The organism is Streptomyces sp. NPDC002088 (assembly GCF_040296605.1).
Lineage (GTDB): Bacteria > Actinomycetota > Actinomycetes > Streptomycetales > Streptomycetaceae > Streptomyces.
On sequence record NZ_JBEOXO010000010.1, the window covers coordinates 177,518 to 202,304 of the forward strand.

General features: G+C 67.9%; 19 protein-coding genes and 1 tRNA gene. 11 read left to right on the forward strand and 9 right to left on the reverse strand.

Annotation, left to right across the window (positions count from 1 at the left end; genetic code table 11):
• The first annotated feature begins 62 nt into the window (after positions 1–62).
• Positions 63–2,105, forward strand: a complete 2,043-nt coding sequence (locus ABT114_RS22980; protein ID WP_351144696.1) for a TerD family protein — start codon at positions 63–65, stop codon at positions 2,103–2,105.
• 285 nt (positions 2,106–2,390) lie between these two features.
• On the opposite strand, the gene ABT114_RS22985 is transcribed toward ABT114_RS22980, so the two are convergent.
• Complete coding sequence (locus ABT114_RS22985) at positions 2,391–3,278, reverse strand: hypothetical protein (RefSeq protein WP_351144697.1); 888 nt, start codon at positions 3,276–3,278, stop codon at positions 2,391–2,393.
• A gap of 787 nt (positions 3,279–4,065) precedes the next feature.
• On the opposite strand from ABT114_RS22985, the gene ABT114_RS22990 reads away from it, so the two are divergent.
• From ABT114_RS22990 to kilB, 4 genes are all read left to right on the forward strand, one after another.
• Positions 4,066–4,908, forward strand: coding sequence for a hypothetical protein (locus ABT114_RS22990; protein WP_351144698.1), 843 nt, complete (start codon positions 4,066–4,068; stop codon positions 4,906–4,908).
• A 136-nt stretch (positions 4,909–5,044) separates the two neighbouring features.
• Positions 5,045–5,398 carry a hypothetical protein gene (locus tag ABT114_RS22995; RefSeq protein WP_351144818.1) on the forward strand — a complete coding sequence of 118 codons (354 nt, stop codon included), beginning with the start codon at positions 5,045–5,047 and terminating at the stop codon, positions 5,396–5,398.
• Between the two features lie 161 nt (positions 5,399–5,559).
• A complete protein-coding gene (locus ABT114_RS23000) occupies positions 5,560–6,006 on the forward strand; it encodes a pyridoxamine 5'-phosphate oxidase family protein (protein WP_351144699.1) in 447 nt (148 codons plus the stop codon).
• Positions 6,007–6,153: 147 nt separating this feature from the next.
• Complete coding sequence (kilB, locus tag ABT114_RS23005; protein ID WP_351144700.1) at positions 6,154–6,603, forward strand: plasmid transfer protein KilB; 450 nt, start codon at positions 6,154–6,156, stop codon at positions 6,601–6,603.
• A gap of 751 nt (positions 6,604–7,354) precedes the next feature.
• Here kilB and ABT114_RS23010 read toward each other — a convergent pair.
• Positions 7,355–7,432, reverse strand: a tRNA-Ser gene (locus tag ABT114_RS23010).
• A gap of 475 nt (positions 7,433–7,907) precedes the next feature.
• On the reverse strand, positions 7,908–9,392 hold the full coding sequence (locus ABT114_RS23015) for a pentapeptide repeat-containing protein (RefSeq protein WP_351144701.1): 1,485 nt from the start codon (positions 9,390–9,392) through the stop codon (positions 7,908–7,910).
• Between the two features lie 414 nt (positions 9,393–9,806).
• Here ABT114_RS23015 and ABT114_RS23020 point away from each other — a divergent pair, with 414 nt between their 5' ends.
• A complete protein-coding gene (locus tag ABT114_RS23020) occupies positions 9,807–9,965 on the forward strand; it encodes a hypothetical protein (RefSeq protein WP_351144702.1) in 159 nt (52 codons plus the stop codon).
• 220 nt (positions 9,966–10,185) lie between these two features.
• Here ABT114_RS23020 and ABT114_RS23025 read toward each other — a convergent pair whose 3' ends face one another.
• Both ABT114_RS23025 and ABT114_RS23030 read right to left on the reverse strand, forming a co-directional pair.
• Complete coding sequence (locus ABT114_RS23025) at positions 10,186–10,599, reverse strand: PIN domain-containing protein (protein ID WP_351144703.1); 414 nt, start codon at positions 10,597–10,599, stop codon at positions 10,186–10,188.
• Positions 10,596–10,859: a CopG family transcriptional regulator gene (locus ABT114_RS23030; protein ID WP_351144704.1), complete on the reverse strand. Its 264-nt coding sequence runs from the start codon at positions 10,857–10,859 to the stop codon at positions 10,596–10,598. The genes ABT114_RS23025 and ABT114_RS23030 overlap by 4 nt, the downstream gene beginning before the upstream one ends.
• A 245-nt stretch (positions 10,860–11,104) precedes the next feature.
• On the opposite strand from ABT114_RS23030, the gene ABT114_RS23035 reads away from it, so the two are divergent.
• Positions 11,105–12,397 carry a tyrosine-type recombinase/integrase gene (locus ABT114_RS23035; RefSeq protein WP_351144705.1) on the forward strand — a complete coding sequence of 431 codons (1,293 nt, stop codon included), beginning with the start codon at positions 11,105–11,107 and terminating at the stop codon, positions 12,395–12,397.
• 745 nt (positions 12,398–13,142) lie between these two features.
• Here the strand turns inward: ABT114_RS23035 and ABT114_RS23040 are convergent.
• From ABT114_RS23040 to ABT114_RS23050, 3 genes are all read right to left on the reverse strand, one after another.
• A complete protein-coding gene (locus ABT114_RS23040; RefSeq protein WP_351144706.1) occupies positions 13,143–13,418 on the reverse strand; it encodes a helix-turn-helix domain-containing protein in 276 nt (91 codons plus the stop codon).
• A complete protein-coding gene (locus ABT114_RS23045) occupies positions 13,415–14,158 on the reverse strand; it encodes a hypothetical protein (protein WP_351144707.1) in 744 nt (247 codons plus the stop codon). Before ABT114_RS23045 ends, ABT114_RS23040 begins: the two co-directional genes overlap by 4 nt.
• 265 nt (positions 14,159–14,423) lie before the next feature.
• Entirely contained in the window at positions 14,424–14,582 is a 159-nt protein-coding gene (locus tag ABT114_RS23050) for a hypothetical protein (protein ID WP_319180141.1), read from the reverse strand.
• Positions 14,583–14,923: 341 nt separating this feature from the next.
• On the opposite strand from ABT114_RS23050, the gene ABT114_RS23055 reads away from it, so the two are divergent.
• A complete protein-coding gene (locus ABT114_RS23055; protein ID WP_351144708.1) occupies positions 14,924–17,584 on the forward strand; it encodes an AfsR/SARP family transcriptional regulator in 2,661 nt (886 codons plus the stop codon).
• Between the two features lie 30 nt (positions 17,585–17,614).
• Here ABT114_RS23055 and ABT114_RS23060 read toward each other — a convergent pair whose 3' ends face one another.
• Positions 17,615–18,514 (reverse strand): serine/threonine protein kinase, encoded by a 900-nt coding sequence (locus ABT114_RS23060; RefSeq protein ID WP_351144709.1) that lies wholly within the window; start codon positions 18,512–18,514, stop codon positions 17,615–17,617.
• Between the two features lie 48 nt (positions 18,515–18,562).
• On the opposite strand from ABT114_RS23060, the gene ABT114_RS23065 reads away from it, so the two are divergent.
• The 3 genes from ABT114_RS23065 to ABT114_RS23075 are packed head-to-tail and all read left to right on the forward strand — an operon-like array spanning position 18,563 to position 24,775.
• Positions 18,563–20,128 (forward strand): PD-(D/E)XK nuclease family protein, encoded by a 1,566-nt coding sequence (locus tag ABT114_RS23065; protein WP_351144710.1) that lies wholly within the window; start codon positions 18,563–18,565, stop codon positions 20,126–20,128.
• Positions 20,125–21,270, forward strand: coding sequence for a pPIWI_RE_Y domain-containing protein (locus ABT114_RS23070; RefSeq protein ID WP_351144819.1), 1,146 nt, complete (start codon positions 20,125–20,127; stop codon positions 21,268–21,270). The genes ABT114_RS23065 and ABT114_RS23070 overlap by 4 nt, the downstream gene beginning before the upstream one ends.
• Positions 21,263–24,775 carry a pPIWI_RE_Z domain-containing protein gene (locus tag ABT114_RS23075; RefSeq protein ID WP_351144711.1) on the forward strand — a complete coding sequence of 1,171 codons (3,513 nt, stop codon included), beginning with the start codon at positions 21,263–21,265 and terminating at the stop codon, positions 24,773–24,775. The genes ABT114_RS23070 and ABT114_RS23075 overlap by 8 nt, the downstream gene beginning before the upstream one ends.
• The last annotated feature ends 12 nt before the right edge of the window (positions 24,776–24,787 follow it).

The following is a 24,787-nucleotide window of genomic DNA, read 5'->3' on the forward strand; positions in this document are numbered from 1 at the left end:
GCATCAGGCAGCTGGGGTGGGGGTGCTCTCGCAGCCCAGGCTGCATCGTTTTGGGGGGTTTTATGCGTGAAATGGTCAAGGGATCGAATGTATCTCTCACGGCCTTGAGTGAGAACGTCGGTTCGGTGATCGTCAGTCTGGGCTGGGGGAGCTCGACCGGCGAAGGGGATGCCGATGTGTCCGTCCTCTTGCTGAACGCGAACGGCAAGGTCCGCAGCGACGCCGACTTCTACTTCTACAACAACCCGGTTGCCGCAGACGGGAGCGTGCAGCTTCTGGGCAAGACGCCAACGGCGGACGGCAACGAGGACCGGATCAGCTTCGACTTGACCGCGGTGTCCTCCGATGTCGACCGCATCGTCCTGGCTGCCAGCCGTTACGAGGGCGCTCGCTTCGGAGAACTGGAGGGCGTGAAGCTGGCGTTGGCGGACGGGGGAGGTGAGGAACTCCTCCGCTTCGCCATCGAAGACGCCGACTCGGTGAGCGCGATCATCTTCGGCGAGCTGTACAGACGTGAGGAGGAGTGGAAGTTCCGCGCCGTCGGTCAGGGCTACGATGCGGGCCTCGCCGGTCTGGCCACGGACTTCGGGGTCGACATCGACGACGACGCGGCGGCCGACGAGGCGCTGGATGGGGCCGCCATCGACGAGCAGGCGGAAACGACGGCAACGGCGTCAGGCGACGAACCGAAGCTGCAAGGGACGCTGGGGGCGGTCCCCTCCCCTCGTCAACCTGAAGGCGAGGCTCAGCCGAGGAAGCCGGCCGCACGGCCTCGTACGGCCAAGAAGAAGGTCACCCTGCCCAAGGCGGCCAGGAAGACGCTGGCGGAGAACGAGTCGTGGAAAGACGCAAGACTCTTCCCGGCGTCGGCGCTCAAGAGCGACCGGGAGCGTGAAACGCGTGCGACCTCGGTACTGCTGTCTGTGATGGCCCAGGTGCCTGAATTCGGCAGGAGACTCACCGCCGCGTTCGGAGCGCCGGCCGGTCGCATGGAGACCTTCACCGAGGTCACCCTTCCCCACGGTGACAGCCCGCGGCGCCCCGACGGAGTGATCCGGGTCGAACGGGCCGGCAAGCTGTGGACGGCACTCGTCGAGACGAAGACCAACGGCAGCGCCCTCAAGGCCGATCAAGTACAGGCGTACATGGACATCGCCGCGCGCCGTGGCTACGAGGCCGTGATCACACTGTCGAACGACGTTGCGTTGGAGGGCAGCCCGCTCGTCGAGGTCAAGATCGACGGAAGGCGCAAACACAAGGTAGCCCTCTGGCACTTGTCATGGGCGGAAGTCGCCCATCAAGCACAGATGTTGATCCGACACGAGGGCGTCGGCAATGCGGCGCATGCCTGGCTCCTCCAGGAACTGCTGCATTACTTGCAGCACGAGAACTCCGGCTGCCACGGCTTCCAGAACATGGGCCCGGCCTGGGTGCCGGTACGCAACGGAATCGACGATGAAACCCTGTGCCAGGGAGACCTGCGCGCACTGGAGGTCGTCGAGAGCTGGGAGCGCCTCATCCGCCAGGTCTGCCTACGGCTGGGCGGCGAACTGGGGCAGAAGGTACTGCCCGTCCACCGCACCAAGCGCGGAACCGATCCGAAAGCACTCCGCGGCCGCCTCGCAGATCAGCTCTGTCTCGACGGGAGACTTCAATCGGAGCTGCGCATCGAGGGAACGCCCGGCGTCCTGGCGATCAGCGCAGACCTGCGTACAGGCAAGCTCCGCACCTCCATCGAGATCCCGGCACCCGAGCAGGGCTACCCCCTGTCGTGGGCGAAGCGACTCGTCCGTCGCTTGGCCGAGGCGCCGGCAGATCTCCACATCGAAACCCTCGTCGAAGGGGAAGCAGGCGGCCCACGGGGAACGCTCGAACGTCTCCGCCCCGAGCCGGCCGACATGCTGCCCAAGGAGACCGGCACCCAGATCGTCGGCTTCCGCCTGTCTCTCCTCAAGAGCATGGGAAGCAGCCGCGGGAACGCCGAGTCGGGCTTCATCCGCAGCGTCGACGACGCGGTGCACCGCTTCTACACCAGTGTGGTGGTCCATTTGGACGGCGCGACACCTCGCCGAGCACCTTCTAAGGAAGGGGCGACGACGGGCTGAGACTCAGCGATCAGTTTGGCTGCCTCGGACTGCACGTGGCCGCGGCGATCGACGACGGGTGTCGACGGTCATGCAATTCCCCACCTCGAGTGTTTTCCGCGTCAGAAAATTCCCCACCCCCGCGGTCATGCTTCCCCATGGGGACGGCGGTTCGCGAACGGCAGCTCGAGCCGCCGTGGAGCCGGTCCAGCCGTACATCCAGATCCCCAGCGGACCGACCCGCTCGAAGCCATGGCGCACGGCGGCCGCCAGTTGGTCCGCTGACGGCCTGGCCGGCCCAGTCGTTCAGAACGGCAGGTTTCCCAGGACGCAGAGCACAAAGCCCGTCGCCGGAATCGTGGCCGCCGAGGCGAGGAGTAGCGTGCGGAAGGCGAAGCCGACGGTGAGAGGGCGGCTGGCGCGGGTGGGGTGCTCGGGGTCGTAGCTGAGCTCCACCTGCCCGCTGTATGCCTGGTCGGAGAGGCCCCAGACGGTGACGACCGACGGGATGTCCCGCATCCGCTGCCCGTCGATGGTGGTGAACGTCATCCGGGAGAAGACCCAGAGGTGTCCGCCCTTGTCCCAGATACGCACGTAGCCGGTCACCTTGCCGACCACGCCGATCCCGCGCTTGCGCAGCAGCCACAGCGAACGCACGCGCCGAAACATGCGCCACAGCGGGATGCCGCCTACCAGGCCCATGACGCCGCCCACGATCAGGGTTCCCGAGGCTGTGCCGCGGTCCAGGGGGCTGAACAGGCCCAGCAGGAACAGCAGCAGTGCGTACGGCGGCAGTACGTAGGCGATCCTCACCACCGCTCGAGCTCGCGGACCCAACTGAAGCTGACGCTGCGGCCGCGTCTCCACGCGCACCAGCGCATGTCCGTCCGCCGCGGGCTCGGTCCTCGCCAGAGCGGCCGTCACCTTCTCCAGGAACGCCGCGGCGGCACGCGCGTTGGGAGCTTGCAGTTCCACGGCCAACCCCAGGCCGTGCTGGGCGGCCTGGCCCGGTGCACCGCTGATCGTGATCCGCACTGCCCCCGCCGGGGTCAGCTCTGCCGACCGAAGGGCCCGCACAGGCAGGCTCCATATCGTTCGGCCCCGGACGATCCGCAGTCGTGCCCCGTTGAAACGGGCCGTGGTTCCGCCTGCTGCCAGCATCGTCTCCGGGCCGCCGGATATCGCGTTCGACATGGGCGGATGATACGCAGCGCGCGATCGCCTCTTCAGGAGTTCGCTGAGGCTTCGGCAACCACATGATCCCCGACCGCCTGCACGGCTACTCAGGGCAGCCCAACGTCAGAACAGGTCCTGCCGTCACGCCACGGCCGAGAAGGGCACACCGTACCGATCTCCGCCATGCAATGCCTCTGCCGCCAGCCAGTACCTGGGGAATTACTTGAACACCGCCCTGGGGAATTGCGTGACCGTCGACAGAGCAGGGAAAACGCCCCAAGTTCCAGTCCACGAATAGTCCACAGACTGCGTCATAGAGCCGCTCAGTACTGCATCCGCCCGCACATACGCGAAGACTCCACCCTCAGCGTTTCCGCTGGTGACGGGTGGCGGCTGGGCGCTCACTCACCATCGGCTCGCGTTCTCCTCTGAACGGCCGTGAACCGTGCTGAATGAGACGGGAATTGAGACGGACGACAGAGCCGGGCTCGATAGCATCCGGGCCGTTGAGGACGAGTGATGGCACTGGGCCGCAAGAGGGCACGGCGCATCGTCGTTGACGGCACCGCCTACCTGTGGCGGCCGCGACGTAGACCAACCTACCTTCAGGCGCTGGCCTGGGCGCCGTGCACGTTCGCGGTCGAGCAGGCAGGCGCCCGGGGAAAGACACTCGTGGTCGCTACCAACCAGCCGCACCCGAGTAACTGGTTCGGGCACGAGGCCAATTCCCGTACTGCCATCCCCGCCGCCCACTGGTGGCGTTTCGCTCGCGAGGCGGCCGAGGCAGCCGATCTACTGTCGGCCCGTGAGACAACCCGAGCAATGCGCCGAGGGCGCGGGACCATTCACCACCCGGCTCACCTGGCACCTCCCTGGCGGCGACACAGCCGTGTGGGAGTCACGCCTCGCCCGTCGTCGCGGAATCATCGCCGTCCGCTCGCCAGGCGCACCCACCAGTCGGCACACCAGCGCCGATGAGGATGCGCTCCGCCGCCTGCGCAGGCTCAATGCCACCGCCGCGACCGCCTTCATCATCGGCGGAGCCCTCTTCGCTACCGGCGCCGGCGTCGCCCAGTTCGGCTCCGGAGACGCCACCACCTGCGCCTCGATCTACTTCGCCGGCGGCCTCTTCTTCAACACCGGCGGCTACGTCTCACTGCTCCAGGTCATCAACGCTCCCCGCCACGTGCCCGGTGGCCAAGGCAGACTGGTCACCTACGGCTGGCGCTGGTGGAGTTACGAACCGACGCGGGTGGACTGGCTGAGCACGTTCGTCCTGTTCGTCGGCACCCTGGTGTTCGCCGTCGATCTGCTGGACTCCTTCCTCCGGGGGCTGAGTGTTCAGCAGATCAACCGGCTGATCTGGACCCCGGACGTGATCGGCTGCGTGCTCTTTTTGATCTCCGGACACCTCGCATTCGTCGAGGTCTGCCACGGCCGGCCGTGCATCCGCCGCCGCAGTCTCGGCTGGTGGATCGTCGCCGTGAACCAGCTCGGCTCCGTCCTCTTCATGGTCTCGGCGCTCGCCGCCTTCACCCGTCCCGCCACCGGCAGCCTGATCAACGCCGACATCGCCAACTGGGCCACCGTCCTCGGCGCCTCGTGCTTCTCCCTCGGCGGCCTCCTTCAGCTCTACGAACGCCCATGATTTGATGCGCACGTGTACGCCCCATCCGGCGCATTCCGGCCGCTATCAGGCCCCGGAGGGACGCTACCGGACGCGGGCGATTGCCGGGGTTGCGGTACCTGGCTGCCGTACCGCAGGATCCCCGGCGGGGGTGACCATGGAACGGCATTTGCTGGAGAAGCTGTTGGCCGGTGACGACGAGGCGTCTGCGGCTGCTCTGGTCGCCCTCCGCAGCGGCGCCACCTACCACGTGTGGGATACGACGCATCCTGCAGAGCAGCATGCCGGGGTCATTGCACGCCGACTTCAGCGCATGTGGCTGCACGGAGTAGAACCGCTCGGACTGGAACGAATGGTGCGGCTCCTCGGCGAGCATGGCCGGCCGGTGCGCGGAGGGCTGATCGATTCTGTCGATCAGAAATGGACCTTCCTGATCTACTTCACCGAAGACGGCAGCGCACTGGTGGCCTGCGCCCGCTTGCAGCGGTGCGTCGAGCGATCACCGCTTTAGGAGCGAGGTCGGATGATCCCATGCCTGACCTGCGTCTATCGACTCTTGACGTGAGCAGGCTGCCTTTCCTCTGGCACGCCCCGACTCCCCGTGAGTCCCCGCCCGTTCTGGCACGAGAGTGGCACGGCCGCATGTGGTCTGGCCCGTCTAGAGTGACCGTCGTGACGGGGCATCTTGAGGCACCACTCGACCGCGACTCGGTGATGGCGTTCATCCGTAAGCACGGGGACGGAGTGCTCTCGACGCTCGGCCCCGACGACTCCCCTCAGTCGGCGTATCTCACGCTGGCGGTCACTGACCGCGGGGAGATCGTGCTCGACGCTCGAGAGGCGTCACGCAAGGTGGCCAACCTGCGCCGGGACGGCCGTGTGGCAGTGGTTGTCGGCGGCCGCGACGGCGTGACGCTGCAGGCCGAAGGTCTGGCAGACATCCCTGCCGGGGACGAGCGGCAACGCTGCGCCGACGCATACCGGGATGCCTTCCCCCAGTTCGCATCGTCCCTTCAGGACCCCGCGATCGTCGTCGTCCGGGTCAGAATCTTGTGGGCGCGTCTCGGCGACTTCCGCCCCTCTACCGCGCTCCTGCGGGAGACATCCGGCCCCTGGTGAATTGACCGATCGCAATGTCGGCCTGAGCACTGACGACGGCGTGAGGTCGGCGGAGTCTCAATGACCCAGTCACGGAACACGGCGTTGAACGGGAGCGGTTGACTCCAACCCGCCTCAATTACTGCTGTCCAAGGAGGACTTCTCGATGTGGGCCAGCATTATTGCCGTGGTCGGCACATTGCTTGGGGGGCTCTGACCGGGCTGCTTCAGATCAAGAGTGCGCGGATCGCTCAGAACGCTGCCCGCGCTGACCAGAGGGCAGAGGCGCTGCGCAGGGCGCTGGGCGAATTGGTGGCCGCCCTGGGCGACCATCGGCGGGCCATGTGGCATGGCGAAGTCCTGCGCCTGGACGGCGCGAGCGAGGAAGCCGTCGAGGCAGCCCGCACGGCCTCCCATGCCACGCGCTCGGCCGTAACCGGCCCACTGGTCGCGGTATCTGTCCTTGAACGATCCCTTGCTGAGCCAGCTCGTCAGGCTGCCCTGGCCGCGTTCAACCTGCGCGACGCCACCGACCACACCGCCCTGACCTCCCGCCGCGAGGCCGCCATCGCAGCGACTGACGAACTGGTCGCCGCTGCCGGCCGCGCCATGGCCTGACGTCCTGGACGGCCGGGTAACTCACGCCATCAAGCGATTCAATGACAGGTCTGATGACCAGCCCTCCTCCTCCTCCTCCTCCGCCACCACCCTCCCCAGCTTCCATCCCGTACGCCATGGACCACGCCCGCGCGGCTCTGCCTGGGTCGATGGCGTACGGGATGGGAGCACCCCGCGCACGCCACTACGGACCCGCAGCCGGGAACGGCGTCCCCTCCACCCCGGTGCCGACCGATCCCCCGCCGGAGGCATCGCCTTGACCGTGGCCCGCGCTATGCGGTGATCGACTCACGGCCACCGGCCCTATCCACATGTGGGCGCGTGTCGGCGCAGCGCGGGCGGAGCGGGCCGGCGGCAGGAGCGGCGCCCGGAGCGGAGCCGGGGCTTGAACCAGTAGAGAAGGTTGTAACTCAGGCGTCTGACGTGTGCTGTGTTGCCGATGCGCCATCAGGCTTTTGAGGCTGCTGTCATGCTTCGGGATTCTGCGGCTGCTCGCTGGAGGGCCTGGGCCACCTGCTCGGCGGCGTCCGGGGAGAGCTGCCCGCTCTTGATTCCGAGCGGTTGGACTTCCCAGACCGCGGCCAGGGGAACTGCGTTGTGCTCTACCGTGACGGTAGGCCCGCGCAGATCGGCTACTGGGGGGTCACCTCCGACACAGAGCTGCTTCGGACGGCATCCGCCTGCACAAACACGAAGACCCCGGCCTCAGCGTTTCCGCTGGTGACGGGGTCTTTAGGCACCCCATAAGAGGTGCCCCCGGCAGGATTCGAACCTGCGCACACGGCTCCGGAGGCCGGATAATTCCCGGTTGTCTCCGCAGGTCACGGGCTTACCTGACGGGATGTCAGGTCTGTCGTCCCGCGCATGTCCCGCGAGATTGAAATGCCCTGTTTGGCGCCTCTGGCCTCCTTGTCGGTGACTGCTCGTCGGTCGCCCTCTGTGGCGGAGGTCACGATTCCCTCGGGCAAGCGTAGGGAGTAAAACGTGCCGCCTTCACTCGAACAGGGAGATGTTCCGGAGTGCGTGGGTAAGTGAAATGCGCCGGGTTGCCTCTGGCTCCCGCGGCGGCGCATCCGACGCGATGGCTCGGGCTGATGCTCCAGCTGTAGAACGCGATCTTCGTAGTGCGCGGTCTGTCAGGCGATGGCAGCGGCCGGCTTGGGCTTGGTTGCAGGACGGGCCGAGAGCCCTGGCTTCCATGGGATCGACGTCATTGCCACTTCTCGTGCTGGAGCAGGAGCTGGCCAACAGGCCGGTGGCACACGGCTGGCCGGACCAGACTTGGACCTCGATAGATGGCTCCTTTACCGTTTCACTCGCCCCCGGATGGCAAGCGCCGCGAGACCGAGCAGGACCGGCTCGGAGAAGCGGGATGCCATCTCGATGTAGCCGCCGGCTGTCGTCAGGTCCTGGCCGCTGGAGCGAAACACTACGGAGTTGAGCGTGACGCTGAGCGCCTTGTCGAAGCGCTTGGTCGTGAACCGGTCGTGGGTCGGGTTCTTCGGATCGTCCTTGTCGATCTCGAAGATGACCTTCCCGCCGCCGGGCGGCACCGTACCGCTGGCTTCCTGCCTGGGTGAGTCCTGCGGGAGGCCGAAGCCCATCATCAGCAGGATGGTCGTCAGCATTGCCAGGGCCAGCCAGCCGAGTGCCCGGGAGGCACGCAGGCCGTAGCCGGACAGCAGCCAGTAGAGCTGGAGCAACCATCGTTCCGCCGTGCCCCATCCCTTGCTGTGGCGGCGCATTTCCATCTCGCCGTAGTAGAAGTCGGCGGCGCCGGGCTCATCTTTTGCGTCCTCGCGGGATTTGCGGAGTTGCCGGTAGATGATGGCAAGGGCGGCAAGGCTGGGGACTTCGTGCAATTGCTCCGGTGGGGCGCCCCACCCTCGCCGGAGAGCGGGACTTCTTTCGGGTAGCGCGCGCCACTGGCGTTCTTCTTCGATAACTTGGCGTTGCGTCCACTTGTAGGAAAGTCGCCAGAATTCCATACGGACTTGGGGTGGGAAGTTGAAGCCGTAGTGAGCTTCGAGGCGAATTTGGTCCAGGTGAATAGCGCCAGAGAAATGGCACCGTGCCAGTTCGACGTCGGCTAGAGTGAGCATACTGCAATCGGTGCCGGATAAATCGGTTATGATGCATGTTCCGAAGAGATTCGAGAACCCTTCTTCTTCAAGGATGGTTCCATCCCACTCGAATTGAGTGAGGGCGGATCTGACAGATACTGGCGCTTCGAGAGCGCAGTCTGCGAGGCCGACAGCGGCGTGACGTAGTTCAATTTGCCCACATGACGACCAGCGGCTTCCGCGGAGGCTTACTTCTCGTGCTGTCGTTAGCAGGGACATAGGTGAGTTGAAGATTACCTCCTCCATCTCTAGCGACTTTTCGGCAATGAACGGTCCGAGTTGGACATTATCTTGGAACCGTGCCTTATGGAAGTCGACCTTCTCTTTGAAAGTCGTCCTGTCGAGGATGACGTCTTCCTGGAAAGTAGTCCAGGTGAAGTAAACGTCGTCATAAAATGTTGCTCTACTGAACCAAGGTGTCTCGGTGAAAGTGACCTCAAAAAAGGAAATTGTACTTAATGCCACGACATCCTTGAATGATGACTGGTTGGCGAATGTGGCGTTATCGAAGTGGGCTGCTTCAGTGAATTTGGCGCGATCGAATGAAGTGTGGTCGGAGAATGCAACTCTAGAGAAGTCGGCTTCGTCGGTGAAGTGGGCGTCATTGAAAGAGCAACGCCCTATCAGGGGTGCTTCTCCCTCGGATTGTTTCAGTCGGGATAGCACCTCTTGTAGTCTTGGACTGGGAATATTGGTGTGGCGAAAATCGATCCTTGCACCCGGCCCGATGGATGATAGGAATGAATGCAATTCGCTATCACTTGCGTGCTCAAGGCAAAATCTTTGACCTGGCAGCTTTGCGCCGTGACAGTCAGGAAAAGTGCGCCCGGAGTCAGTTCCGTAGTTGCAGCTGGCCAGGCGAGGGAAAGGCATAGTCGGCAACGAATCGCTCATGCATCTACCAATACCGCATTCACCTTCGAAGATCAGGTGGTTGGAGGATTCGGTTGAACCTCATGGTCTACGCGATCAACGCACCCCAGCAGGCCTCACTGTCTTCCCCTGCAACCTGGCCGGAACGCGGTGCCCGCAGTCCGGGGCGGTCGTCGACAAGCAGCCGTACCTACTGACTTTGAAAACGTGATGTCGTCGTGGTGGGGCGGGGATGAGTCCGGTTCCGGTGAGGCAGCCGTCGACTTCGACGACCCACTTGAGGCGGCAGAGATCATCCAGTTTGCCGACCTGCTGCTGCGCCAGGTCGAGCGGGCCAAGCGCCGTCAGGCGACGCCTGCGCCGTAGGGCGAGTCCAGCGTCCGAACGCCTGAGCGCAATACCGACGACGGCCGTGGGCCATGCGGGTGCGGGCTGGCGCACCGCCTACCGCGTCACAACCGTCCCGCGCTACTGCCTGTCCGCCCAGAGTGTGGCCACCCGCTACGCCTACTACACGTGCAGGCACCGACGAGCAACTGCGGGTGCGAGCGGAAGCGTCAGCAGCGACAGACAGCCCGTGGACGTATCAGATCTTGATGACGGTGGCGCCTCCGCCGCACAGCGCAGTGAGGTCCTCCGGGTCGGAGGTGAGGATTGTGACGGGGCGGGGTGCGGCGAGGGCGGTGGCGCTGAGCATGGCGTCGATGGCGTACTTGTGGCCGTGCAGGCCGGCGTCGGCGAGGAGGGCGGCGGCGTGACGGGCGATGGGCTCGGTGACCGGTTCGATGACGAGGCGGGACAGGGTCCATTCCAGGGCTGGGCGATTGATCCGTGGATGAATCACTTCCACGAGGGTGGCTGCGGAAGTAATCACCCGCAGGTCGTCGGCGCGGGCGAGGGCGAGCCAGCCGGTGACCGTGCGGTCGCGCAGGACGGCTTTGGCCAGCCCTTCGCTGTCGAGGATCAGGGTGCCGCCGGGGGCGGCGGAGGAGGGGGTCACGCGGCGTTCGCCCCACCTTGGATCTGTTGCTCCCGGGCTTGGTGGAGTTGGTCGCGCAGGGCCTGAACCTCTGCGTCGGTGATTGGGCCGTGTTCGGCTTCCGCGACCGTGATGAGTTCGTTGAGGTTGTCCCGCTCGATCTGGCGGGCGACGGCTGCGGCGACGTAGGCGGACAGTCCGGAGGGGCCACTGCGGGCCTTGGCGGCTTCGGCGATATCGCGCGGCATGGTGATCGAGTACTTGCCGGTAGGCTCACTCATGCTACCTATCCTACTGTGCATCCTCCCTTGTCGGATGGGGCTGGTAGAGACAGTCGCCGTGGGTTCAGTCCGACGCGGGCTCGAAGCTGGGTTTGGGCGTACGACGGGACTCCAGGAGGCGTTGTTGCTGCCGGGCTTGATATGGGCATCCAAGACGTTCACGTGTCAGGGAGGTGGTGGACGTCATGTGGAACTCGAAATCTCAGGCGCGCGGCGTCCCCGGCCGTAGACGTGAAGGAAGGGCCGTGGATGGCCGGCGCACGATGGGTGCGACGGATGTCAGGGCGCTGGCCGATGACTTGGGCGCTGTGCTTCTCCGTGCCGCTCGACAAGGCGTTGCGGATGAGTCCCCTGCGGGGATCAGTCGTGGCTTGCCGCAGGGCCGCGCGGCCGGGATCAGCTGGTACGCCTTTGCTCTGGAGTACATGGAGATGAGGTGGCCGCTGATTGCGGCGAAGACCCGGGACGAGACCAACGACGCGCTGTGCGCGATCACCCGGGCGATGCTCCGGGATGTGCGGGGCCGTCCGAGCGATGAACTGCTGCGGCGGGCGATGCGGGGTTGGGCGTTCGTTGTCCCGCGCCCGGAGCCGCGTCAGATGCCAGCTGATGTCCGGCTGGCTCTGCGCTGGGTGGCGGGAGCCTCATGTCCGCTGGCCGATCTGATGGATCCGGTCGTGATGCGGTCTCTGCTGACCGCACTGCGGCTCAATCGGGATGGCGCGGTGGCTGCGGCCGAGACGCAGCGGCACAAGCACAAGGTTCTGATCAACGCCGTGCGGTACGCCCTCGAGCAGCGCAAGTTGCCCGCCGATCCGCTCGCTCCCATCAAGTGGAGCGTGGCTGAGACCGTCGACCAGGTCGACCCGCGAGTGGTCGCCAACCCTAGCCAGGCGCGTTCCCTGTGTGCGCGGTCTCCTACGTCGGCGGTTACCGGCGGGCACGTGCGGCGGTTGGTCGGGCTGTTCGCCGGGATGTACTACGCCGGGCTGCGCCCCGCCGAAGCGGCCGGGGTGTCTTTGCCTAACTGCGTGCTCCCCGCTGAGGGCTGGGGTCAGGTGACCGTGCACCGCACACTGCCGCAGGCGGGCAAGCGATGGACCGACACCGGAAGAGCCCACGATGAACGCGGTCTCAAGGGCCGTCCAGCCGACGACGCCCGGTCCGTACCCCTGCCGCCCGAACTGGTAGCGCTCTGGCGGGCGAGCATCGATGCCTTTGGCACCGCGGACGACGGGCGGCTGTTCTTCAACGAGCGTGGCGGCATCGTTGGATCCAGTACCTACGACCGTGCCTGGCACGAGGCCCGTGAACTCGGCCTTCCTCCGGATCTGGTGTGTTCTCTGCTCGCGGCCCGCCCTTACGATCTGCGCCACTCGGCACTGTCCACCTGGCTCAACGCCGGCGTCGACCCGACGGTGGCCGAGCGCGCCGGTAACAGCGTCGAGGTGCTCATGACCACCTACGCCAAGTGTCTGTATGGGCGGCAGGAGATCGCCAACCAGCGCATCGACAAACTCCTGCGCGAATACGAGTAGCGCTCGCAGGCACCTGATTCCGGCGAGGCGGTTGACGGTGCACACGACGCATACGCGTCCGGGCATGCACCCCCGACTCGTCCGTCGGAATCTGGTGTCGAAGAACTGAACGGGTGTGTGGTGCGGGTCGGTCGATGCCTTCCCGATGACGCACCACGTGGAGTGCGTGGCGGCGCTGGAACCTACCGAAAAGGGCGTCTGAGCTGCAGTTTTCCTCGGCTGTCCAAGTGTGGCACGGGGGTATCGACCTGTTTCCCGGAGTGCATGACGTGGAGCCTGTCACGGGACGGACACGCGTCTCTGCCCTGCGTTTCTGTGGCGAGCATGCTGGATGGAGGGTTCGCTGGCGCGATCATCGCCGGGGCGGCGAGGAGTCATTTCGACGCCGCTTCTGACGATGCGTCGTGCCTATCGGCCTGCTGCTCATGCTCTGTGGAGTCCTCGTTCTCGACTCATTGCGCGTCCCCGGGACTGAGGATACGACCGCCTTGCCTTCGATCTTCGGTGAATAAACGGACGTCTTCCTCCGCGTAGGGGACCCGAACCCTGTGTCACAGCTGGCGCTGAGGTCTCACCTCAGGTCAACCATGCGACTTTGCCATGGCGCACGATCACCCGGGCGGGGCGACTCGGCAGGCGCCATCAAGTGACGGACCGGGCGGTGTGTGGAGAGACAAGGCCGTGCAGCCCCTTGGCATCAGCCACAGGGCCGCACGGTGGTGGGGACGCGAGGCCCAACTCCTTGTCAGAAGTCGGTGCTCGGGCCGTTCGTGTCCAGTTTCAGGTCCACGCTGTACAGCGGACGGTCCTCGATCCCCAGGGCACGCATCAGCTCGTTGGTCGGAATCCTGTACCTGCGTCCGACACGGCGGATGGAGCAGGGGAACTCGCCCTCGCGGATCAGCCGGTACGCGGTTGTCGAACCGATCCCGAACGCTCGGCACGCCGTCCGCAGGTCCACTGTCACGGGCAGGTCGAACATCTCGGAGAAGCTGAGTCGGCCCTCTGCCGGGTCCTTCATGCTCGCCTCCCCGCAGGGCGGACCGGCCGGGTGTCCGCGCGGCGCTCGGATCGTCGGTTCTTCCGGGGGGCGTGGTGCGTCGAACGGTCCCTCGTCCAGTCGTCGGTGTCGGCGAGGGCAGCCTTGCGCAGATGCTCCGGGCGCACCCGGAAGCGCAGCGGGGCGCGCAGCCCGTCCGGGCCGTCCGGACGGTCGACCCGCACGTCCAGGCATTCCTCGGCCGGAGCGTCCGCCTCCCCGTCGGACGCGCTGAGCGCGCGATCCTGGGCGATGCGCTCGACATGGGTGGAGGGGAGCTCCCGCAGGCCGTCGCGGGCGAAGCACCACGCCCTGGTGCGCGCGGCGTGGATCAGGGACGAGTCGGAGAGGCGGCTCGAGGCGTCCGGAGCCGCTAGTTCCTCCAAGAGGGCCAGGATCATCTCGGCCTCCACGTCCGACCGATCGGCGTGCAGGCGCGTGCAGACGCGGTGGACAGTCCCGGTCAACTGGGGCAGGGCCAGCCAGATCGCTAGGAGCTTCCCGGTGCCGTGTGGAGCGAGGTCACTCAGCGCGGTGCTGAGTACCTCCTTCCAGACCGCGGCGGCGAACTGGGGGTCGGAGCCCGGCCCGTACAAGGCTTCGTACGTCTCGACAGCGGTCAGCCGGACCGGCTCCGCCCCCTCGATGTCTGAGGGAACGGTCACGAGGATCGAGTCGCCGACCCGGGGGTCGTCGAAGTGCCGCCCCACCGAGGCGAACATACTACTGGATAGTGGATACATCAGTAAATGTCCTTTCTCTAAGCTGAAGGTGCCGAAGATACTGAAGGCGCTGGAGATGTCGATGTACTGGACGGGCTGAGAGCCGCCGGTGTCGGTCTTGTCGACCGGGATTCGCCGCCTTCGACCACGAGCGTGTGACAGTGCGGAAAGGCCGCGAGCTCGCGGGTCGGAGTAGTTCAGAGGGGTGGGGCCGCAGTGGGTGGGTGCCCGCCCGGGACGGGCACCCACCCATGAGCTGTGGAGCTCAGGCGGTCTCGGAGGGAGAGGCGTCCGGCGCTTCGGCGTGCGGGGTCGCCGGTGTGGTGCCCTCGGTCCGGTCGGCCGCCCGCCGGCGCCGGGTCGGCGGCCAGTCGGGGGACTGGCGCAGACGGCTCGCCCGGCGGTTTCGCTGACGGTTGTTCATAGGGCCTGCGGTTCCTTCCTGATGGGTCGATGGATGACTACGCTGCCGTCTCGCGTTTCTGCGAGCGGCTGGTGCCATCGTGCCCGGGGACGGGAGGAGGCCGCGGAGCGGAAACTGAGGGAAAACTGAGGCCTGGGGGCGTGAAGGAGCAAGTGCGTGTGAAGCGGCACATCGCAACGTACAGATGAAGGGGGCGCCGTCGAGGGGCCCGGACCACTGCTTCCGGTGCGGAGAGGGGAAGGGCGATGGAGGGGTACGTGCTGGGCCCAGTAAGAGTCGAACGGGACGGCGGCGGAAGGGTCTGCGCAGGTTCGAAGGCAGCCGGGCTGTTCGCGCTTTTGGTGACATCAGCGGGCTGCCGATGCACCCGGAAGGAGATCGCCGAAGTCCTCTGGGAGGGCGAGGAGAACACCCGCAGCCTGGTGGACCGTGCTGTCTCCGACCTGCGGAAGCGACTCGGCCCGGAGGCCGTGCCCCATGGTGGCAAGTCGGGTTACTGCACGCTCCGCGCGCCGGAGGGCGGCGTCGACCTGCTCCGCTTCCGCGACCGTGTGGCGAGGGCCGCAGGGCTGAACCATCCGGAGCGGTTCGAGTTACTTGGCGCGGCCCTGGAGGAGTGGGACGGCGACGAACCGCTGCGCGGGCTGACCGAGAGCGGCTTTCAACTGCGCCGGGAGGCGCTGCGGGCCGAGTTGATGGCCGCCGTACACGCTCGGATGGACGCCGCCTACAGATCCAGGGAGGAGAAGTGGCTCCGTGAGGAGACGGAGAAGTGGTTCGAGCGCGCACCGGAACTGCCCCAGGTCTTCCGGTTCTACCTGCTCGCCCACGACGACCTGCCGGAGCGCCGACGCGAACGGCTCATCAATGAGTGGACGAAGCGCAACGCAAAGCCGGACGCCGAGTTGCGGAGCGCCATCGACCAGGTCCGGGGAGTTGCCCACCGGCCCGGCGGGACGCTTCTGCCGCCCGTCCCCGACCAGTTGCCCGGCAGCAGTCGCAGGCCGGTCGGTCAGGACGAACTTATCCGCGGCCTCGTGGCGGCCGTGTGCGACGAACAGGACGCCGGCAACCTGGCCTTGGTCCTCATCAGCGGCATGGCGGGTGTCGGGAAGAGCACGGTGGCCAACCACCTCGCCCGTCGGCTTCGGGAGCGGTTCCCTGACGGGGCGCTCCACGCCGGACTGAATGGGTTCGCCGACATAGACGCGCGGCCCGCCGAACCGGACGAGGTCCTGGACGGGTTCCTGGCCGCGCTGCCGCCGTACACCACGGTGACCGGACCGGAGAGCAAGAGCAACGCGCTGCGGTCGGCACTGGCTCACCGCTCGGTACTCATCGTCCTCGACGACGTGCTCAACGCCCAGCAGGTGCTGCCGCTGCTCCCCGGAGACGGCACCTGCGCCGTGATCATCACCAGCCGCAACGACCTGTTGCGCCTGCAGTCCGAGAGAAAGGTGCTGTTTCGCAAGATGGAGCCGCTGCAAGAGGCGGACGCCCTGGAGGTGCTCCAGGAGAAGGTGTCGGTCGAGGACCGGGCGAAGCACGCCCAGGCTTTCAGTGAGCTGGTCAGCCTCTGCGGACGGCTGCCGTTGGCGCTCACCGTGGTGGCTCGACTCCTGGAAGGCGGTGCGCGTCCGTTGCGTACCCTCCCCGCCCTGGTGCGGGACATGAAGGAGGAGCGGGAGCGGGCGAGGCTGGACACCCTGCACCTGCCGGAGCATGAACTGTCGGTCCGCGCAGCGCTGAACTGCTCCGTACGCGTGCTCGGCGCGGAGGCCCGGCTGCTGCTGTGGCAGCTCGCCGTGCACCCCGGGCCCACCGCCTCCTGGGAGGCGGTGATGGACCTGGGAAGGGCGGCGGGCGAAGGGGCGCGCACCGACCGGGCCTTGACGGAGCTCGTGGCGGCGAACCTGGTGGAGCGCCAGGGCGACCGGTACGGGCTGCACGACCTTGTGCGGGCCTTCGCCCGTCGGCATGTGCACCCAGGGACGGACGGAGAGTCGGCGGACATCGAGCAGGCGACCGTACGGCAGGTGCTGGAACACCAGCTGCACAACGTCCGCGCCTGCGACCGGGTGCTCGACCGCGAGCGCACCCTGCCCATCGGCGAGCCCGACGGGGTCACGGTCACCGACCCCGCGGAACCGGGGCAGGCGATGGCGTACCTGGACGAGGAGTACGCCGCCGTCCAGCGAGGCATCCGATTAGCCATCGGCGAGGGCATCGAACGGTACACATGGCTGCTTTCGATGGCCCTGGTCACCTATCAGTGGCGCCGGCACCTCCTCGGGGACGCGCGGAGGAACCTCCTGCACGCCGTCGAGGCCGCCGAATCCGCCGCTGCCCCGGTCGATTGCGCCATGGTCCACCGGATGCTGGCGGGGACACAGTGGCGGTTCGGCGAGTACGACGCGGCTGTGGGCCGCCTACGCCGTGCCGTCCTGCTCAGCAAGGAGGACGACAGCGAGGCAGGCCGGCTGAGTCTTGCCCGTTCGCTGCACCGGCTCGGGATCACCCTGCGCAAGCAGGGCGACCGGACGGGGGCGGAGGAAGCGCTGTGCCAGGCACTGGAGTTGTGCCGGGACGTGTCCGACCCGGTCGGGGAGGCCGCCGCCCTGAACGCCCTCGGCGCGCTTCACCACGACCGGGGTGAACACGTGCAGGCGCTTCGTCGGTGCGCCGACGCCCTGGGCGTGGTGGAGCGCACGGTGGAGCGCAGCGGCCTGGCCGACGTGTTGTTCACCCTGGCCAAGGTGCACCTGGCCCGCGCCGAACGGGACGAGGCCATCTCCCTGTACCGGCAGGCGTGCGACATCTACCGGGAACAGGAGAACTGGCCCAACGAGGACAAGACGCGGATGCTCTTCGCGGACGTCCTGGTGTCCGCCGGTGAAACCGACGTAGCGGTACGGGAGTTGGAGAGAGTCATCGTGCTGCGTGAGCTGATGGGCGGCGAAGGCGTACGTGAGGTCCGGGAGTTGCTGGAAGGGTTGAGGTGACCCGCCCGGTCGGTGACCTCCGGATCGCCGTCACAGCCGAGGCGGATGCGTGCGGTAGTACTCGGTTGGGTCGGGGCGCAGCCGCCTCGACGGACGCCGCGAGCCCAGCCGGGGCAGGTGCGGGCGGAGTCGGTCGAACACCTCACGGACATCCGCCGGGCGCTCCTCCGCCTCCCACCGGACCATCCACAGTGCGAGGGAGGCGAACTCCGGGGGGAGGTCGGCGAGCCGGTCGGCCGGCAGCACCGGGCCGCCCGGCTCTGCCCGCTCCTCCAGTCCGCCGTAGGGCAGCCGCATGACGGTCATCTCCAGCAGGATGCAGCCGAGCCCGAAGATGTCCGCCCGCCGTGTCAGACCCGAGGGGCACTCGTCGGACTGCTCGGGGGAGGCCCAGCCACGCGTGCCGCGCTCGAAGGTCGGCACGCCCGCCGTGATCGCGTGGCCCATGTCGATGAGACGGAGACGGCCGTTCGGTTGCACGATGACGTTCTCGGGTTTGAGATCGCAGTGCACAAGATTCCGTTTGTGCACTTCCCACAGAATTTCGCACAGCTGGCCGATGACGGACGCGACGGTCGCGGGATGTCTGACGGGCCGGGCCGCCAACAGGACGTTCTGCAGTTGGTGTCCCTCGATGAATTCCATGACCAGGCACCGGCGTCCTCGGTGCGTCCCGGTGGCGAAAACTTCGGGAATCTCCTGAATTTCCGTCAGCATCATCATGCGGGAGCCCTCTTCGAGAAGGTTTCTGCCGGCCGAGCGGAAGTAACTCTCGGGGCCGAGATCCCGGGCCTTCTGGAGCTTCAGCGCCACCCTCTGCCCGCTCCTGCGGTCGCGGCCGAGGAAGAGGTCGCCCTGACCGCCGTCACCGACCATGTCCAGCACTTCGTAGCGCTTCTCCACATCGCCGATCTCCTCGATCTCCCTCATGGCCACCCTTCTTTCCTCTCTTTCCTCCGTGCAGAAATGGAGCAGAAAATGTCACAGCCGTGGCTGCCCCCCGACGGGGTGACCCGCACCTCCGAAGTCATCACGGTATCCGCCGGAATGTTCAAAGGAGGCGAATTCCGGTGCCCTGCCGCTGACGCTCTCAAGGCCCGCGGCTACCACACCGCCGACCCCGTACCGCGCCGCCGCGAGCGGTTGGAGAACTTCACTCTGGGCCCCTTCATGGCCGCCTGCGACGCCCGCTTCCGGCCCTCCGGCAGCCTGCCCCGGACGCGTACCGCGCCCTTGCACGACGGCCTGAGGACATGGTCGGACCATGGTGTGAAGGCGTACGAGGCGGCCTTCCCCGCGGACCCGGAACGCCCCCTGAACGAGGTCCCGGAGCCGTGGACGTACCGCTACCGGCCGTCCGGCCCCGACTCGCGGAACGCCCAGGAGTACCGCTTCACCGTGTGGGGCCGCTGCCTGGCCTCCGCCGACGGTGCCTACCGTGAACTCCGTCTGCCCGTGCACCGCCTGAACCGGGAGCTGCCGCCCGACGGGTTCGTCGCTGCCGTCGCCCTGGTGCTGGCCGAGGGCACCCCCGGGCCGCCGCCGGAGCATGTACGGATCCTGGAGTTCGCGCTGTTCGACGGCCGTACACGGGAGCTCTTTGCTGGCAGCCGGGAGCAGGCGCTCGCCCGGTACCGCGAGCACGGCCCCGACGCCCTGGCCAGCGTACTGGACGGACGGGAATACCGCCCCGGCTCCGCCTGTGGCGGATGTCCCTACCTGTCGGTCTGCCCGGCGCTGCGCGCGGCGCCCGGACTGCTGGGCATCGAGTCGCCGAACCGGCCCCGACGCACCTGGTCGGTGACCAACGGGCGCAACTACCGGGCCTGCCCGGCCCGAGACCACATGCGCCGGCTGCACCTGCCCACGGCGGACTCCGTCGAGCGCGAGGTGACGGCCGAGCGCGGCCGGGCCCTGCACGCCTACCTCGCCGACCGGCACGGCCACGGATCGCCTCGACCGTGCACGGTCGAGGTTCCCGAGGAGTGGGTGCCGGACGGATTCGACCTGCCCGACCGCGAACGCACCCTCGGCGCCTTCCTGTTGCGGCGGCACGCCGCGGTCTGCCCGCTGCGGTGCGTCGGGGACGGGACGGACGTGCGGACCGAACCCAGGGTGGTGCGGCACGACACCGTCGCCGACGTGGTGGTGATCGCCGCACCCGACCTGCTCTACCGGGACGCCGGCTCATGGGTGTGGCGCGAGACCAAGACCTCCGCCACCGACCGGCGGTCCAACCGTCGCCTGCTGGAGCTCTACCCTCAACTAGCCCTGGCGGTCGTGCTGATCGGCCGCGGTGACCTGGGCGGCGCTCCGTCCCGTGCCCGGGTCGAGCTTGAGGTGCTCCGCCCCGGCGGTGCCGACCTGGAGATCATCGACCCCTTCGCCTCCGCCAACCGGACCGCGGCTGAGGGAGTCCTGCGGACGATGGTGGCCGACTGGCACGGGGACGACCGCTACACGGCCGTGCCCGGACGCTCCTGCCAGCGGTGCGAAGTGGCCCGCTGGTGCTCGGTGTCGGCCGCCACCGAGGCCGCGGCATGAGGGCGGGGGCGGCCCGCCGGGCCGACCGGCCAGACACCGGGGAGGAATCTGAGGGCGCGGGCAGCGAACTCTTCCGCGAGCTTGCCCGCATGGTGGCTGCCCTCGCCGAGGTTCAGGGCCTGCGCTCGTTCGCCCTGCCCTATCCCGGCCTCGCCCAGCGTGCGCTGGACCGCACGGTGATGCACTGCCTCGACGTCGGGGAGACACCGCCGAGGAGCCTTCCGGAGCTGTGGGAGTGGTGCCGGACCAAGCCGGCGGGCGATCCGCTCTTCGCGGTTCCCGCCTCCCTGGTCACCCCGGGCGCGACGCTCGTACACCCGGTCGGCCGGATGCCGACGCGGTCGTGCCTCGAAGTCGCCTCGCACGGGCCGGACGGGGGCGTGGCGGCGCATGCTCGCGCGCTTCTGGGCGACCTGGAAGCGCGGTGCGGAACGGGCGAGCGCTACCGGCAGTGCCGGAGCTTCCTGGCCCGCCACCCGGTGGTCCACCGGCAGGACCGCTTCGGGCCCGGCTGGAGCAAGGCCGTCTGGAGCCGCGTCAAGGACCTCTACGGGCCGCTGCCCGAATCCCTGCTCGTCGACGGCGACTTCCTGCGCTGCCCCTCGTGCGGGCTCCCCGCGCTGCCCAGGGACCGGGCCGTGCCCGTACCCGTGTCGTCCGCCACCGACGCGGACATCTGGTGCGAGGGGGAGGAATGCCCGCGCGACGACCCTCCGGAACTGATCCGCGATCCGGAACAGACGTGGATCCTGCGGCGTCCACTGCGGACGTTCCTCGCACTGCCGCATCGGACCGAAGAGGCCGCCCTGGACGCGCTGGATCGCGCCGGGATCGACCACGAGCCCCTGCTGGGGCCTCTGTCCGCCTACCGGTTGAGGGACACCGGTCCCGGAATCGTCGACATCCGGGTGTACGACCGGCTGCAGTCGGCCCTCCTCGCCGCACATCTCACCGACAGCGCGCCCCTCGCGGACCGCACCCTCGTTGTGGTCCCGGACGCGCTCGCCGGACGGGACGGCTACCGGGGGGCCTTCACCGACGCCCTTCCCGCGCTTCTGCGGGACCGGCTGGTGCTCACCACACCCGTGGACCTCGTGCCCGACCTGGGTCGGGCACGGAGAGAGGAGAAGCACGATGCGTAGCATCACCCCGCCGCTGACCGACGTACTCAGCGCAATCAAGGCGTTCCTTGGGCCGGACGTCCGCAAGACCGCCCTGGAAGACCACTGCCAGGTGGAACTCGGCCTGTACCTCCAGCAGAAACTGATGCCGGGCAGTCCCGCGGGCAGTGCCTGGGTACTGTTCAGCGGATACGGGTTCGCCGAGGCACACGGAGCGCAGCTGCCGCCGGACACCGCGCGGACGTTGCGTGTCGCTCGGTACTCGCTGTGGACACTGCGCAGGGGCCGTACCTGGCGCGAGGCGCTGGAGACCTACCAGCTGTTCGACCCCAGGGTGCGTGGCTACGACGTACCGGACATCGAGTCGCCCGCCACCCGCCGCGAACTCTCCGTCGGCGGAGACCGCTTCCCCGTCTACGAGCAACTGCTGCGTGTCGCACCGCCGCTGGCGGGCAAACGCATGCCGGTCGCGGGCCAGGGCCCGCACGCCTTCCCCGTCAGCCGCACCCTGGCCGTCGTCGACCTGCCGTCCGTCCCCCACACCCCCCTCGTCGCCCACGACATGGACCTGGAACCGGCCGGCGGCGGAGAGCCTCTGGTCTTCACCAGGAAGGGCCTGGAGCGCACCGCGGCGGACATGGATGCCACGCACGCCCGCGCCGGCGAGGGAAGGCCGCCGCGCTGGCTGGAGCGGCTGCGGGCCTTCGACCTGTCCGCCAAGGAGAACGGCACGTTCCACAAGGCCGGCCAGGACGAGGACTTCTCGTTCACGGTCGACGGGATCCAGCACCTGCTCGGTATCGTCGGCGCGGGCAAGAGCACGCTGCGCGACATCATCGCCGTCCATCTCGCCAAGCTCGGCAAGCGCACCACCATCGTGGTCACCGACGTCGCAGAGGTGCTGAAGCTCGTTCGGCTCTACGGTCTCTACACCGACGGCGCCGCCGCACCCGTGCTTGGGTCCTCCGGCCGGGAGCGGCACGCGCAGCGGCTGCACCGTCGGCTGGCGGGCCGGGGCGAGCACCGTCTGCTCGCCCACGACGACCCCGCCTTCGCCTACCTCGGGACCTCCTGCGTGCTCAACGTCAGGCGGCAGGGCGCCACTTCGTCCACCGAGCCGCTCGCCTTCGGCGAGGCACCCTGCTCCCGGCTCCGGCCACCGTCGGACCCGCGGCGCGACAAAGGTGGCGGCCGGGCCTCCGAATGGCAGAAGAGCGCGACGAGCTGCCCATACTGGTCCGCCTGCCCCCGGCACCACGGAGCCCGCACCCTGGTCGGCGCCCTGATCTGGGTGGCCACGCCGGCCGGACTGATCGACGCCGAGCCGCCCAGCCCCCAGAACGGCGAGCGCATCCGCTACCTCGAACTCGCCTGCCGCCGCAGCGACCTCGTCATCATCGACGAGGCCGACCGTGTGCAGATGCAGTTCGACCAGACCTTCGCACCCGCCGTCGTCCTCGCCAGCGACGAGGACAAGGGCCTCATCGACCAGCTGAGCCGGCACAAGATCCGGGAGCTCGCGGCCAGCGGGCGCACCCAGCTCTCCGAACGGGACGTGGAGACCTTCGCCGCCGCCCTCAACACCGCCGGATCGGCCACCGACAGGCTGTACGCGATGCTCGTCGCCAGGTACGACCTGCGCAGGTGGGTGCGGACGGGCTACTTCAGCGCCTGGACGCTACAGCTCGGACTGCTCGACGAACGCTACGAACTCCCCGACGGCAGCGGGCCGGAACACGGGAACCACGCCCCCAGGCGGGCTCTCGGCAAGCTTCTCGACGCTTTTCGCGACAACCCCTTCGGCGACCGCCGCCGTAGGACGGAGGAGGACTTCAGCCGGCTGACCGCCCTCCTCAACGAACTGCTCCACACCGGCAACCCGGAGAACACCCGGCGCCACCTGGCCGAGGTCATGGACGAGGTCTTCCGCATCGACCCGCAGTACATGGCCGCCCGGCAGCAGAAGTACAAAGAGGAGTACGACGAGTGGCAGCGCGAGGAGGAGGAACGGCAGAAGGGGCGAGGCCGCCGCCGGAAGCCCAAGCCAGCGCCCCAGACACCTGAGCAGTGGCACCAGGAGCTCGCCGAACGCTTCGAGTTCACGCTGCTGCTCAGCGCCCTGGAACCCCGGCTTGCCATGATCAACGCCATGTGGCCCCGCGTCGAGGCCGCCCTCAGCCTGGGCTACAACACGATGTACCGTCGGCCGCTCGACTACGGCCCGATGGTGCCCGAGGCACCGATGGGCAACGTACTCGGCTTCCAGTTCCGGGTCCCGGGCGAGGACAAGGGCGGGGTTCGCAGTGGCGAGCTGACCTTCTTCCGCTGCAGCGGCGTCGGACGTGAGCTGCTGCGCGCCATGCCCCACCTGGCCTCCGTCGACGGCAGGCCCGGCGCCCATCTGCTGCTCATGTCCGGCAGCAGCTGGGCGGGCGCGTCCAGCCGTTACCACGTCTGCGTCCCGGTCGGTGTGATCATCGAGCCGCCGGCCGAGGTGACCGAACGCATCGCGAACGAGAGCCTGATGCGCTTCGAGTTCATCGACGACGGCGACGAGAAGCTGCGCCTGTCGGGAACCCACCCGGACGACCGCCCCGAGAAGCTGCGCCGCATTGCCACCTACCTCGGCGCGGGGGAGTACGACGCTCCCGAAGGAGGCCCGTTGGAGCGCGAGTTGCTCTCCCTTCGCCCGGGCAAGCGCGACCAGATCCTCCTGCTGGTCGGCAGCTATGCCGAGGCGCGCATCGTGGCCGACACCCTGCACAACCTCAACTCCCGCTGGCGCGACAGCGTGCTGTGCCTGGTCTCGGACGACGAGGAGATCGCCCCGGAGGACGAGGCGCCGTCCGCCTACCGCGCCCGGTCACTGCGCCGGGGCGACGTCGAGCACTTGAAGGACCTCGACGCGAACATCCTCGTGGCGCCCCTGCTGGCCGTGGAGCGGGGCCACAACATCCTCAACGACGACGACGAGGCGGCCATCGGCACGGTCTACTTCCTGGCACGGCCCAATCCGCACCCCGAGGACCTGTCCCTGGCCGTCCACGCCGTCAACGACTGGATCGTCCGCGCCGTCACCGGCGGTGACTTCGACACCTGGGTACGGGGACAGGCCACCGTCGAGGAAGGCGCCGACGAGGTCCGCCGCCTCGCCCGTTCGCGCTGGTACCAGGTGCTCGCCCGCTCGATGGCGTGGAGCCGCCTCGACGACGAGGTGAGGGAGCAGGTCACCTGGGACATGCTGGTCCTGATGTGGCAGGTGATCGGGCGGCTGGTGCGCGGCGGCGTACCGGCCCGGGTGGTCTTCGTCGACGCCGCCTTCGCCCCGAACCGCGGGGCCGTACCACAGCAGGCCGACACTCTCAAGTCCAGCCTGCTGCACAGCGTCCTCGACGTGCTGGACCCGTACTTCGGCGGCGACACGAAGAGCGCGGAGGAGCAGTTCATCGCCCGCGCCCTGTACGAACCCCTCTGGCGCATGCTCACCCGCCTGCTCGCCTCTGCTCCCGACCCGGCCCACCCGTAAGCGCCGAACTCC

Bases quoted from the DNA above. Each gene is read 5' to 3' on its own strand.
- ABT114_RS23050 (WP_319180141.1), bottom strand. From the start codon at position 14,582: ATGAACAACCGTCAGCGAAACCGCCGGGCGAGCCGTCTGCGCCAGTCC.
- ABT114_RS22980 (WP_351144696.1), top strand. From the start codon at position 63: ATGCGTGAAATGGTCAAGGGATCGAATGTATCTCTCACGGCCTTGAGT.
- ABT114_RS23065 (WP_351144710.1), top strand. From the start codon at position 18,563: ATGTCACAGCCGTGGCTGCCCCCCGACGGGGTGACCCGCACCTCCGAA.
- ABT114_RS23075 (WP_351144711.1), top strand. From the start codon at position 21,263: ATGCGTAGCATCACCCCGCCGCTGACCGACGTACTCAGCGCAATCAAG.
- ABT114_RS22995 (WP_351144818.1), top strand. From the start codon at position 5,045: ATGGAACGGCATTTGCTGGAGAAGCTGTTGGCCGGTGACGACGAGGCG.
- ABT114_RS23070 (WP_351144819.1), top strand. From the start codon at position 20,125: ATGAGGGCGGGGGCGGCCCGCCGGGCCGACCGGCCAGACACCGGGGAG.
- ABT114_RS23040 (WP_351144706.1), bottom strand. From the start codon at position 13,418: ATGAAGGACCCGGCAGAGGGCCGACTCAGCTTCTCCGAGATGTTCGAC.
- ABT114_RS23030 (WP_351144704.1), bottom strand. From the start codon at position 10,859: ATGAGTGAGCCTACCGGCAAGTACTCGATCACCATGCCGCGCGATATC.
- ABT114_RS23045 (WP_351144707.1), bottom strand. From the start codon at position 14,158: ATGTTCGCCTCGGTGGGGCGGCACTTCGACGACCCCCGGGTCGGCGAC.
- ABT114_RS23060 (WP_351144709.1), bottom strand. From the start codon at position 18,514: ATGAGGGAGATCGAGGAGATCGGCGATGTGGAGAAGCGCTACGAAGTG.
- ABT114_RS22985 (WP_351144697.1), bottom strand. From the start codon at position 3,278: ATGTCGAACGCGATATCCGGCGGCCCGGAGACGATGCTGGCAGCAGGC.